This is a genomic window from Streptomyces sp. Tu6071, assembly GCF_000213055.1.
Lineage (GTDB): Bacteria > Actinomycetota > Actinomycetes > Streptomycetales > Streptomycetaceae > Streptomyces > Streptomyces evansiae.
In genome coordinates, this window is the sequence record NZ_CM001165.1 from 249,418 (window position 1) to 262,127 (window position 12,710).

Consider the following 12,710-nt stretch of genomic DNA (forward strand, 5'->3'; position numbering starts at 1 on the left):
TCAGGAGGCGCGGTAGGTGTACGTCGGGGTCGACTCCTGGGCCGTCTTCCCCTGGGGGAGGTAATCGAAGGAGTACGAGAGGCTGTCGCCGGCGCGGAGGCTCACGGGCAGTTCCCAGCGGCCTGCTCCGGCGTTCCAGGTCAGGAAGTAGTTCTCCTGGGCGGCCCCGTTCTTGCGGTAGTGGACGGTGACCCAGGTGGCGCCGTCGCTGCCGGGCTTGAACCAGACGGCGGGCTGGCCGCCCGCTGTCACCCCCTGCGTGAAGGCGCCGTTCCCGGGGTTCGCACCGCCCCCGTTGCCGGGATCGGTCCCGCCCCCGTTGCCCGGGTCCGTTCCGCCGCCGGTGCCCGTGCCGCCGACCCACTGGCTTCCGCGCAGTTCGGCGAGGAAGCGGTCGAGGATCACCGGGTCCGCCTGGACGCGGGCGTCGCCCCAGTAGCCGTTGCCGCAGCCGGTTCCACCGGCGTTCGCGCCGTCGGCACACTGCCACTGGGTCTGGCTGTCCCAGTCGGTGTTGATGTAGGCGGCGGCGCGGACGACGTCGCGGTTCGCGGCGATGAAGGAGAAGTAGGGCTTGTACCACTCGTTCCAGCGGGCGTCGGAATTCGCCGCGACCGGACCCTTCTTCATGATGCAGCTCTTGGTCGCCGCGCCGTTGTCGTACCCCTGCGGCGACGACTCCGCGATCATCACGGGCTTGCCGTGGCCGCGCGCGAAGTCGAGCACCCGGTTCTGGAGCCCGGTGGGCGAGGTGTCGTACGCGGAGCAGCCCCACTGGGTCGCGAGCGAGCCGGAAGTGTAGAAGGCCGAGAGGCCGACCCAGTCCACGTACGCGTCACCGGGGTACCAGGCGTCGTAGTGGGCGGGGTCGGTGACGACGTAGTTCCACTCGGGGTGGTCGGTGCTGGTGTTGAGCGGCCAGGCGGCGGTCTGCCACACCGTGGCGACCTTGGTGGCGCCGAGGGCGTCGATGCGGCCCTTGATGTACTGGAACGCCTTCTTGTAGTAGTCGGCGTTGTAGCAGTTCCACGGCCCGTCGAACTCGTAGCCGATGCGCAGGAAGACCTGCCGGTCGTAGCCCTTGAGCTTGGTGACCATGTCGTCGACCTTGGCCCGGTACCGCGCCGTCAGGCTCGGGTTCCCCGAGGTCACGTCGCTGTCGTCGGTACCGATGATGGCGCGCAGCGGCTGGTTGCCGCAGCCGCTCGTGGCGTCGGAGAGGTAGAGGCCGACCGCGAGGGCCGCGCCCGGGTACTGGGCAAGGGTGCTGTTGAAGTCGACTGTGCCCGAACCCCAGTTGACGGGTCCGTTCATCCCGGCGAGCGGCTCGGGGCTGCCGCCGAGCACGAGGTTGGTGTACAGGGTGACGCCGCCGGGCTTCGGGGCGTCGAGCGAGGTCTTGTCGAGGACGTCGCGCTTGTAGGCGGAGAGCGTGTCGCTGTCCTGGCCCATGACGGAGAGGACCTTGCCGTCCGCGGGCAGATTACGGCCCGAAACAGTGGCGGCGGCAGTCCCCGAGGCTGCGGCCTGGGCCGGGGCGCCGAGGCCGAACGCGGCGAGCGCGCCGACGGCGATCCCGGCGCACAGGACGCCGGCTCGTCTTCGGATGGAACGCATACGGATGCTCCTGGTGAGGAGGTGCGGGTGGGCAAACGGAATGGTGAGAGCCCGTCAGGCATCCGTCAATCCTTCCCGTAAGTTTTCGTGAATCCGAGCTGGTCGTACGCCCGGAACCGAAACATTCAGCGGCCCGAAAGACCACGACCGGGGCCGGTCACCGGTCCACATCACCAACTCGACCTGCGAAGGCGCCGGGTAACAGGGATGCTGCGGATTAACGAAACTTCAACGAAACTATTGACAGTCAATTTCGCCCGGCGGCACCTTGTGCGTGCCACACAGCGTCCCGGAGTCCCGCTCCGGAGCGAGTGCCGGGCGCTCCCCCACGCCCCGGGCCGTGAGGGCCACCCCTGTCTCTTCCGCATCCGCACCTCGGAGGTCCGTATGGGCTCCTCGTACGTCCGCAGTTCACTCGCCGCCACCGCGGCACTCGGCGTCCTCCTCGGCCTCGCCGGCTGCTCCTCCGACTCCGACGGCTCCGGCGGCGGCACCACGCTCACCGTCGCGACGTTCAGCGACTTCGGGTACAAGCCGCTCTTCAAGGAGTACGAGAAGGCGCACCCCGGCATCCACGTCAAGGAGCGCGTCTCCCAGCTCGACCAGCACCACAACAGCCTCTCGACGCAGCTCTCCTCGGGCAGCGGCGCGGCCGACGTGGTGGCGATCGAGGAGGGCTACATGCCCAAGTTCCGCACGGTGAAGGACAAATTCGTCAATCTCGCGCGGTACGGCGGGGGGAAGCGCGAGAGCGAGTACCTGCCCTACAAGTGGTCGCAGGGTACGGCGGACGGCGGGAAGTTCGTCATGGGGTACGGGACCGATGTCGGCGGCCTCGCGATCTGCTACCGGACGGACCTCTTCCAGCAGGCAGGGCTGCCCACCGGCCGCGACGAGGTCGCCAAGCTGTGGCCCACGTGGGACGACTACTTCGCCACCGGTGACGCCTTCCGCGGGAAGGTGAAGGACAAGGCGTGGTTCGACTCCGCGGGCAACGTCTTCAGCGCCATGATGAACCAGACCGAGTACGGCTTCTTCGACAAGGACGACAAGTACATCGGCGACAGCAACCCGCGGGTCGAGACGGCGTTCACGAGCACCGCGAAGGCCGCCGCCGACGGCCAGTCCGCGAACCTCGTGCCCTTCAGCCAGCAGTGGAACGCCGGTATCAAGCAGGGCCGCATGGCGACCATGACGTGTCCCGCCTGGCTCACCGGTCTCATCCAGACCGCCGCGGGCCCGGAGGGCAAGGGCAAGTGGGACATCGCCAAGGTGCCCGGCGACGGCGGCAACTGGGGCGGCTCCTTCCTCACCGTGCCCAAGCAGGGCAAGCACGTGAAGGAGGCCGCGAAGCTCGCCGCCTTCCTCACCTCGGCCGCCTCGGAGAAGAAGATCTTCCAGGGCCCGACCGGCTCGCTCCCCTCGCTCGTCGCGCCGCTCGACGACCCGGCGGTCCAGGACACCAGGCAGAAGTACTTCAACGACGCGCCCACCGGCAAGATCTTCGCCTCCTCGGCCAAGAGCCTCCGGCCGAGCTTCCGCGGGACCAAGGACCAGCAGGTGCGGCTCCCCTTCAACAGCGCCATCCAGCTCGTCGAGCAGCGCAAGGCGAAGCCCGCCGAGGCGTGGCAGAAGGCGCTCCAGGACGCGGAGAAGAACCTGAAGCACTGACGGCGGCGGGCCGCGCGCCCCTCCCCGCGGGCCGCACGACGAGCACGGGCCCGGCGGTCCGTACGGGCCCCCGGTTCCCCGTACGGACCGCCCGGCCCGCTCCGTTCCGCCCGCCCGCGTCCACCCGCCGCCGCCCTGCGCGGCGGCGCCCCGTTCCCGTACCCCTGCCTCCCAGGAGGACTTCATGGCGGCCGACACCGCCGGTGCCGAGGAGCGTCTCGGCACCACTCCGCGACCGCGCGTGCGGCGCGGGTTGCTCGCCCCGTACAGCTTCGTCTCCCCGTTCTTCCTCGTCTTCGGGATCTTCGGGCTCTACCCGCTGGTCTACACGTTCTGGGTCTCCCTGCACCACTGGGACCGGCTCTCCGGGAACCAGGGCTACGCGGGGTTCGGGAACTTCAGCGACCTCTTCTCCGACCAGGACTTCTACACCGCGACGTTCAACACCTTCAGCATCTTCCTGCTGTCCACGGTCCCGCAGTTGCTCCTCGCGCTCGCCGTCGCGTGGCTCCTGGACCGCCGGCTGCGCGCCCGGACCACCTGGCGCGCGCTCGTCCTCGTACCGCAGTACGTGTCCGTCGTCGCCGTCGCGCTCGTCTTCTCGCAACTCTTCGGACGCGACTTCGGCGTCGTCAACTGGGTGCTCGAACATCTCGGGCTCATGGACGACCCCGTGGACTGGACCGCGGACACCTGGAGTTCGCACCTCGCGATCAGCTTCATGGTGATGTGGCGCTGGACCGGCTACAACGCGCTCATCTACCTCGCCGCGATGCAGGCGGTGCCGCGCGAACTGTACGAGTCGGCGATGGTCGACGGCGCCGGGCGCTTCCTCACCTTCCGGCGCATCACGCTCCCCTCGATCCGGCCCACCGTCCTGTTCACCGTCGTGATCTCGACGATCGGCGGATTGCAGCTCTTCGCCGAGCCCTTCCTCTTCGATCCACAGGCCAACGCGGAGGGCGGCACCGAGCACCAGTTCCAGACCCTCACGCTGATGCTCTACAAGTACGGGTTCATCAACAACGACGCCGGTTACGCCTCGGCCATCTCCTGGGTGCTCTTCCTCGTCATCGCCCTCGTCGCGGCGATCAACTTCCTGCTCACGCGCCGACTCGGCGCCACCGACCGCTGACCGTGCCGCTCCCGAGCGGGCCGCACAGCGGTCCGCGCCCGGCCACCCAGAGGAGTGTCCCCGTGGTTCCCGTCGCCGCCCCCGCCCCCGTCACCGAGACCCCGCCCGCCGCTCCGGCGCACCGGGCCGCCCGCCCCGCCAGGGCGCGCGGCCCCCGCCGCTTCGACAGCGCGGGCCCCCTGGCCTACACGATGCTCGCCGCCGTCGTCGTCGCCTCGCTCTTCCCCCTGTACTGGACCTTCGTCGTCGCCTCGCACGGCGACAACTCGGTGCTCGGCGGCGCGACGCCCTCGCTCGTGCCCGGCGGGCACCTGATCGACAACATCAAGCGGGTCTTCGACACGGTCGACTTCTGGAAAGCGCTCGGCAACTCCTTCACCGTCTCGGCGACCACGGCGGTCAGCAATGTGCTGCTCTCCTCGCTCGCGGGCTACGCCTTCGCCAAGATGCGCTTCCGCGGCCGCGACGCGCTGCTCGTGGTCGTCGTCATGACGGTCATGGTGCCGACCCAGCTCGGCGTGCTGCCGCTGTACCTGCTCGTGACCGACATGGGCCTGTACGGGAAGCTCTCCTCGCTCATCCTGCCCGCGCTCGTCTCCGCGATCGGCGTGTTCTGGATGCGGCAGGCGATGGAGGAGAACATCCCCGACGAGCTGATCGAAGCCGCGCGCGTCGACGGTGCCGGTCCGCTGCGCAGCTTCTGGTACGTGGCGTGGCCGGGCGTACGCTCGACGGCCGCCGTGCTCGGCATGTTCACTTTCATGGCCGCCTGGAACGACTACTTCTGGCCGCTCATCGCCCTGCCGCCCGAGAACGGCACCGTGCAGATCGCGCTCAACCAGCTCGCCGCCGGCTACTACACGGATTACACGCTCATGCTCGCCGGGGTCGTCGTCTCGGTGCTTCCGGTCCTCGCGCTCTTCGCCGTCCTGGCCCGTCGCATCGTCTCCGGCGTCATGGCGGGCGCGGTCAAGGGCTGAGCCCGGCCGGCCCCCGCTTCCCGTCCCGTACCCGCACACCTGAGGAATCGATGACCACCGTGTCCCCGACCGGGCCCGCCTCCCCGGCGCCCGGTGCCCACGAGCGCGCCACGATCAGCAATCCGGTGCTCGCCGGTTTCCATCCCGACCCCTCGCTGCTGCGCGTCGGCGCGGACTACTACCTCGCGACCTCGACCTTCGAGTGGCTGCCGGGTGTCACGCTGCACCACTCGCGCGACCTCGTGCACTGGCGGACGCTCGGTGGTGTCCTCGGGGAGGAGCGGCTGCTCGACCTCGTGGGCGTGCCGGACTCCGGCGGGGTGTGGGCGCCGTGCCTGTCGTACGCGGACGGCACCTATTACCTCGTCTACTCGGACGTCAAGAGCCTCGCGGGCGCGTACAAGGACGTGCACAACCACGTCGTCACCGCGCCCGCGATCACGGGGCCCTGGTCCGACCCGGCCCCGGCACCCGGCCACGGCTTCGACGCCTCGCTCTTCCACGACGACCCGGCGCCCGACGGCGACGGGCGGAGCTGGCTGCTGTGGCTGGAATGGGACCACCGGCCGGGGCACGACCCCTTCGGCGGCATCCTCCTCCAGGAGTGGGACCGTACGGCCCGTGCCGTCACGGGACCCGCCCACCGGATCTTCAGCGGCACCGCGCGGGGGCGCACCGAGGGACCGCACCTGTACCGGCGCGAGGGCTGGTACTACCTCGTGACGGCGGAGGGCGGCACGGGCTGGGAGCACGCCGTGACGGTCGCCCGGGCGCGCGCGGTGACGGGTCCCTACGAGGCCGATCCGGCGGGTCCGCTGCTCAGTTCGTGGGAGGACCCGGGGCTCGCGCTGCAGAAGGCGGGGCACGGCAGTCTCGTCGAGACCCCGGCGGGCGAGTGGTATCTCGCGCACCTCGCGGCGCGCCCGTTCGGTGCGCGCGGCGCCTGCGTTCTGGGCCGCGAGACCGCGCTCCAGCGCGTCGAGTGGACGGCCGGCGGCTGGCCGCGCGTCGTCGGGGAGGCCGGTACGGGGCGGCCCGCGCTCCGCGTCGCGGCCCCCCTCGGCACGGGCGCGGCGGGTACGGGCCTCGCAAGCGGCCCCGTGCCCGCGCGGGAAGCGGCGTGGGGCCCCGGGCTCCTCCCGGGCCCCGAGTGGATGACGCTGCGCCGGCACGCCGACTCCTCGTGGGCCGGGCCCGGCGCCGCACCCGGTTCCGTACGGCTGCGGGGCGGCGAATCGCTCTCCTCGCGGCACCGCCAGAGCCTCGTGGCCCGCCGTCAGCAGCACGCCCGCTTCACCTTCACGGCCACCGTGGACCACGAACCGGGCTCGCCCCGGCGCTCGGCCGGGCTCGCCCACGTCTACAACACCCAGCTGTGGCACTACGCACACGTCACGGCGGACGGGGCGGGCGCCCGCGTGCTGTGCCTCGCCGTGTGCGATCGCGGCCGGTACGCCGAACTCGCCGGCGCCGCCCTGCCGGACGCGGACCCGGTGCGGCTGCGCCTGACCGGCGACGGCCCCCTGGCGCGTTTCGCCTGGGAGGACGCGGGGGTGTGGCGGGCGCTCGGTCCCGCGCTCGACACGACGCGGCTGTCCGACGAGTACGCGACCGTCGGCGGTCCGGACGGGCACTTCTCCAGTTGGGGCTTCACCGGCGCTTTCCTCGGGCTGAGCGCGCAGGACCTCACCGGCGAGGGCCGCGCGGCGGAGTTCTCCCGTGTGCGGTACGAGGGCGGGGTGGCGCGAGGGCCCGCCGGTGAAGGGCCCGGTGCGTCAGACTGACCCGGGGCCGCCGCCCCCGGGTGACCCGGCGGCCCGCCCCGCACGTACCAGTAAGGACAGGAGTCGGAACCCCGCATGACGACACGGCCCGGCAACAAGGTGACCATCGGCGCCATCGCGGCCGAGGCGGGCGTCTCGTCCGCGACCGTCTCGAAGGTCCTCAACGGCCGCGCGGACGTCTCGGCGGCGACCCGCGAGAAGGTGCAGCAGATCATGGCCCGCCGCCACTACCAGCGGCGGGGCGGCAGGCGCAGGGGCGGGATCGTCGACCTCGTCCTCAACGAGCTGGACAGTCTGTGGTCGATCGAGATCATCCGCGGGGCGGAGGAGACGCTGCGCGGGGCGGGCGTGAGCATGGTCCTGTCGGCGGTGCACGGCGACAGCGAGGGCACCACGGCGTGGCTCGACCAGCTCGCCGCGCGGCGCTCCGACGGGGCGATTCTCGTGGTGTCCGACCTGACCCCGCGCCAGCGGGCCCGGCTCACCGCGCTCGGGGTGCCGTTCGTGCTCGTCGACCCGGTCGGGAACGTGGAGGCGGGGGTGCCGACGATCGGGGCGACGAACTGGGCGGGGGCCGTCGCGGCGACCGAGCACCTCATCGCGCTCGGCCACCGGGACATCGTCCATCTCGCGGGCCCGCGCCACCTGCTGTGCAGCCGGGCCCGCGCGGACGGTTTCCGGGCGGCGATGGAGGCGGCCGAGATCCCGGTGCGCGAGGACGCCGTCACCCACGGCGCCTTCGACGACGCCTCGGGCCAGGCGCAGGCGGAGGCCCTGGTCATCGCGGCGGAACGCGGGGAGCGCGCGCTGCCGAGCGCCCTCTTCGCGGCGAGCGACCTCCAGGCCCTCGGGGCCTGCGCGGCACTGCGCGCGCGGGGCCTGCGGGTGCCCGAGGACGTGAGCGTCGTCGGTTTCGACGACCTCCCGGTCTCGCGCTGGTGCCACCCCGCCCTCACGACGGTGCGCCAGCCGCTCCAGGACATGGCGGCGATGGCCGCGCGGACCCTGCTGCGGCTCGTGGACGGGGAACAGGTCGACCTGCCGCGCGTCGAGCTGGCGACGCGGCTCGTCGAGCGGGAGAGCACGGCTCCGTACGAGGCGGCGGAGCGGGCCGGGGCGAACGCGACGGACGGGAGACGGCCCGGGGGCGACGGCGTGGAGGGGGCGTGACCAGGCCGGACCCCTAAGGGTCGGACGTCATACTCAAGTCGGAGACGAGGCCCTCGGGTCCCTCTCAAGTGGACCCCGAAGACACCTCTTGCGAGGGTCTTCACGAGGTGGTCCCAGCGGGAACGATGGCTTGTGTCGCCACCGTCCCCGTCTCGCAGGAGTTCCCGCTCGTGACCGCCTTCCCCCACGTCACCACCCCCTCCCCCGCCACGACCGCCGTCGCGGCGCGGGCCACGGAGCTGTCCAAGGTCTACGGGACGGGGGACACCCGTGTGGTCGCCCTGGACCGCGTCTCGGTCGCCTTCCACCAGGGCGAGTTCACCGCCATCATGGGTCCCTCTGGCTCGGGGAAGTCCACGCTCATGCACTGTGTGGCCGGGCTGGACAGCTTCAGCGGCGGCTCCGTACAACTGGGGGGCACGGAGCTGTCGCGGCTCAAGGACAAGCAGCTCACCGCGCTGCGCCGGGACAAGATCGGTTTCGTCTTCCAGGCGTTCAACCTGCTGCCGACGCTGACCGCGCGGGAGAACATCACGCTGCCCCTCGACATCGCGGGCCGCAAGCCGGAGAAGCAGTGGCTGGAGCGGGTCATCTCCATGGTCGGCCTCGAAGGACGGCTCAAGCACCGGCCCACGGAGCTGTCGGGCGGTCAGCAGCAGCGCGTCGCCGTGGCCCGCGCGCTGGCCTCGCGCCCCGAGATCGTCTTCGGCGACGAGCCCACGGGGAACCTGGACTCGCGCTCGGGCGCCGAGATCCTCGGCTTCCTGCGCGAGTCGGTACGGGAGCTGGGCCAGACCGTCGTGATGGTCACGCACGACCCGGTCGCCGCGGCCTACGCGGACCGCGTCGTCTTCCTGGCGGACGGCCGCATCGTCGACGAGATGCACGGGCCGACCGCGGAGCGGGTCCTCGACCGCATGAAGGAGTTCGACGGCAGGGGCCGCGTGAGCTGACGCCCCCCGCCGCCCCTCCCCCGCCGGTTCCGCGACGGTCCCGGCTCCCTCACTTCAGGACTCGCTCACCATGTTCCGTACCGCCCTGCGCAATGTGCTCGCGCACAAGGCCCGGCTCCTCATGACCGTGCTCGCCGTCATGCTCGGCGTCGCCTTCGTCTCCGGCACCCTGGTCTTCACCGACACCTTCGGCACCGCCTACAAGAACCAGTCCGCGAAAAGCTTCGACCACGTCTCCGTCGCCATCGAGCCGGACGGCGGCCAGGGCCCCGCCGAGGAGAGCGACAAGGGCGCGACCCGGCTCGACGACGCCCTCGTGCGCGAGGCCGCCGCGGTGCCCGGCGCCGAGTCGGCGCTCGGGAGCGTGGAAGGCTTCACCGCGCTCGCCGGCAAGGACGGCAAGCTCGTCGGCGGCAACTGGGGCAGCAGAGGGACCAATTACTATCCGGACGCACGTGGGCACGACCCCCGCTGGACCTTCGTCCGCGGCGGGGCACCGGCCGCGGCGGACGAGGTGGCCCTCGACAGCCGGACCGCCGAACGCACCGGGTACCGCGTCGGCGACTCCGTCCGCCTCTCCACGAACGGCTCCGTCACGAAGGCCGTGGTCGCGGGGGTCTTCGACACGGACGACGGCAACGTCCTCGCGGGCGGCAGCCTCGTGCTCTTCGACAACACCACGGCGCTGCGCGTCCTCGGCGACGGCGCGTACGACGAGATCGACGTCAAGGCCGCGCCGGGCACCTCGCAGTCCGCGCTGCTCCACTCCGTACGGGACGTCCTGCCCGAGGACACCGAGGCCCGCACCGGGGCGGCGCTCTCCGCCGAGCAGGACCGGATGATCGAGCGGCAGACCAGTTCCACGAGTCAGGTGCTGCTCGTCTTCGCCGGGATCGCGCTCTTCGTCGGGATCTTCATCATCGCGAACACCTTCACGATGCTCGTCGCCCAGCGCACCCGCGAGCTGGCCCTGCTGCGCGCGGTCGGCGCCTCGCGCCGCCAGGTGACCCGCTCGGTGCTGACCGAGGCGTTCCTGATCGGCCTCGTCGCCGCCGTCGCCGGAGGCGTTCTCGGGATCGGGGTCGCCGTACTCCTCCAGACGCTCCTCAAGGCGGGAGGGGCCGGGCTGCCCGAAGGGCCGCTCGTGCTCGCCCCGCGCACGGTTCTCGTCTCGCTGCTCATCGGCGTCGGCGTCACGATGACGGCCGCCTGGCTGCCGGGCCGCAGGGCCGCGAAGATCCCGCCGGTCGCCGCGATGAACAGCGTCCACGCGGCCCCGACCGTGCGCGGCCTCGTCGTCCGCAACACTCTCGGCTCCGTCGTCGTCGCGCTCGGCACGGTGCTCCTCTTCACGGACGACAACTACGTCGTCTCGGCGGGCGCGGGCGTCGTCATGGTCGGCGTCATCATCCTGACGCCGCTGCTCTCGCGCCCCTTCGTCGCGGCGGCCGAACCGCTGCTGCGGCTCTTCGGGGTCGCGGGAAGGCTCGCCCGGCTCAACGCGGTCCGCAATCCGCGCCGCACCGCGTCGACCGCGTCGGCCCTGATGATCGGCCTCACCCTCATCACCGCGATGACGGTGGTCGCGACCTCGACGAGCGGCGCGATCGACCGGATGGCGGCCGACTCCCTCAAGGCCGACTACACGGTCTCGATGGCGAACTACGAACCCCTCGCGCCTCAGGTGCACAAGACCGTGGCCGCGCTCCCGGGGGTCACCGCCTCCAGCCCGGTGCGCACGGCGTACGGGGAGGTCGGCGGCGCTCCGAACCGGCTCTCCGGCATCGACCCGAAGAGCTTCGGCAGCCTCGTCCACCTGGATCTCGACAGCGGCTCGCTCCGGGGCCTGCGCGGCGACGCGGTCCTCCTGGACCGGGACACCGCCAAGGAGCGCGGACTGCGGACCGGCGACCGCGTCACGGTGAAGTTCGACGACGACGGCGGCCGTGCGCACCTGCGGGTCGCGGGCGTCTACCGGCCGAACGACCTGCTCAACGGTGTCTACGTGCCGACCTCCGTCGTCGATCCGCACCTGTCGGAGATCGCCGACGAGAAGGTCCTCGTGCGGGTGCGCGGCGGTGCGAGCGCCACGGCGGAGGACACGCTCGTCAAGGCGCTCGGTTCCAATCCGGCCCTCAAGATCCAGGACAAGGAGGCCATCAGCGGCGAGATCGGCGGCGCCATCGACATGCTCCTGAAGATGCTCTACGGGCTGCTCGCGATGGCCGTGCTGATCGCGGTCCTCGGCGTCGTCAACACCCTGGCCATGTCGGTCTTCGAGCGGCGGCACGAGATCGGGATGCTGCGGGCCATCGGCCTGGACCGGGCGAAGGTCAAGCGGATGGTGCGGCTGGAGTCGGTGGTGATCTCCCTGTTCGGCGCGGTGCTGGGCGTCGGGCTCGGGCTCTTCCTCGGCTGGATCGCGGGCGGCGCGGTCGGCGAGGAGGTCCCGACGTACCGCATGGACGTCCCCGTGTCGCGGCTGCTCGTCTTCCTCGCGAGCGCCGCCGTGGTCGGGGTCCTCGCGGCGCTGTGGCCGGCCCGGGGCGCGGCGCGGCTCAACCCGCTCCAGGCGATCAAGGCGGAGTAGCGGGGGCGGGGGACGCGGGGTCCGGGGCGTGCCGCGCTCCGGGCCCCGCTCTCCCGTACCCCGCCGCTCGGCGTCAGCCGATGACCCCGCGGAGCCACTTCCGTTGCCGCGCGATCTCGCCCGCTTCGGCGGTCGACTCCCGGTCGGAGCCGTCGAAGACGCCGACGAGCTTCTCCCGGCCGTGCGGGGCCACGCTTATCACCGGGCCGCCCGAATCGCCCCCGGCGGGAATCCCCTTGACCTTCTCCATGCAGAAATCGGAGGTCCCGGGCCCGGCGTGCCCGGCGCAGCGCGGGTCGTCGGGCCGTACGACCCGGAGGTCCGCCTCCTTGAGCACGCGGGACTGGCAGGCGTTCTCGTCGCCTTCGCACGTCGCGCCCCACCCGTACACGCGCACGCGCTGCCCGGTGTGCACCCCCTCGCTCGCGAGCGGCGCCGTACGCACCGTCATCGGGGGGACTTTGACGAGCATCATGTCGGCCTCGGCACTCCCCCGCCGCGCGCCCTTCACGGGGTGTACGAGGGTCCCGGCGGTCGCGTCGAGGCTTCCGACGCGGAACGAGATCCGTTTGTCCGCGACCGCCTGCCCCTGCTCGAAGAAGCAGTGCGAGGCGCTGAGCACCCACTCCCGGGCGACCGCCGTCCCCGTGCACGTCGGCACGCCGTCGACGAACATCCGCACGGCCCAGGGCCCGTACGTGCTCGGCGCACCCCCGATGACGGCGGACGCGGGCGGCGCGGCGAGCGTCCCGCCGGTCAGCAGGGCCAAAGCGGTCAGCAGCAGCGCGCGGGCGCGGTGGGCCATGTCTC

At 71.8% G+C, this 12,710-nt stretch carries 9 protein-coding genes; 7 read left to right on the forward strand and 2 right to left on the reverse strand.

Going from position 1 to position 12,710, the window contains the following annotated elements:
• Positions 1-1,617 (reverse strand): hypothetical protein, encoded by a 1,617-nt coding sequence (locus tag STTU_RS01020; protein WP_007818901.1) that lies wholly within the window; start codon positions 1,615-1,617, stop codon positions 1-3.
• 387 nt (positions 1,618-2,004) lie between these two features.
• Here STTU_RS01020 and STTU_RS01025 point away from each other — a divergent pair, with 387 nt between their 5' ends.
• The 7 genes from STTU_RS01025 to STTU_RS01055 all read left to right on the forward strand — a co-directional run bounded on the left by STTU_RS01025 (position 2,005) and on the right by STTU_RS01055 (position 11,900).
• The gene (locus tag STTU_RS01025; RefSeq protein ID WP_007818903.1) at positions 2,005-3,288 is read left to right on the forward strand and encodes an ABC transporter substrate-binding protein; all 1,284 of its coding nucleotides are present in this window, start codon (positions 2,005-2,007) and stop codon (positions 3,286-3,288) included.
• Positions 3,289-3,472: 184 nt separating this feature from the next.
• Positions 3,473-4,423: a carbohydrate ABC transporter permease gene (locus tag STTU_RS01030; RefSeq protein WP_007818904.1), complete on the forward strand. Its 951-nt coding sequence runs from the start codon at positions 3,473-3,475 to the stop codon at positions 4,421-4,423.
• A gap of 62 nt (positions 4,424-4,485) precedes the next feature.
• Positions 4,486-5,403, forward strand: a complete 918-nt coding sequence (locus STTU_RS01035) for a carbohydrate ABC transporter permease (protein WP_007818905.1) — start codon at positions 4,486-4,488, stop codon at positions 5,401-5,403.
• Between the two features lie 50 nt (positions 5,404-5,453).
• Positions 5,454-7,187 carry a glycoside hydrolase family 43 protein gene (locus tag STTU_RS01040; RefSeq protein ID WP_007818906.1) on the forward strand — a complete coding sequence of 578 codons (1,734 nt, stop codon included), beginning with the start codon at positions 5,454-5,456 and terminating at the stop codon, positions 7,185-7,187.
• Positions 7,188-7,262: 75 nt separating this feature from the next.
• Positions 7,263-8,357, forward strand: coding sequence for a LacI family DNA-binding transcriptional regulator (locus tag STTU_RS01045; RefSeq protein ID WP_007818907.1), 1,095 nt, complete (start codon positions 7,263-7,265; stop codon positions 8,355-8,357).
• Positions 8,358-8,482: 125 nt separating this feature from the next.
• The gene (locus STTU_RS01050; protein WP_009070821.1) at positions 8,483-9,310 is read left to right on the forward strand and encodes an ABC transporter ATP-binding protein; all 828 of its coding nucleotides are present in this window, start codon (positions 8,483-8,485) and stop codon (positions 9,308-9,310) included.
• Positions 9,311-9,380: 70 nt separating this feature from the next.
• The gene (locus STTU_RS01055; RefSeq protein WP_007818909.1) at positions 9,381-11,900 is read left to right on the forward strand and encodes an ABC transporter permease; all 2,520 of its coding nucleotides are present in this window, start codon (positions 9,381-9,383) and stop codon (positions 11,898-11,900) included.
• A 73-nt stretch (positions 11,901-11,973) separates the two neighbouring features.
• Here STTU_RS01055 and STTU_RS01060 read toward each other — a convergent pair whose 3' ends face one another.
• A complete protein-coding gene (locus STTU_RS01060) occupies positions 11,974-12,705 on the reverse strand; it encodes a S1 family peptidase (protein ID WP_007818910.1) in 732 nt (243 codons plus the stop codon).
• Positions 12,706-12,710: the final 5 nt, after the last annotated feature.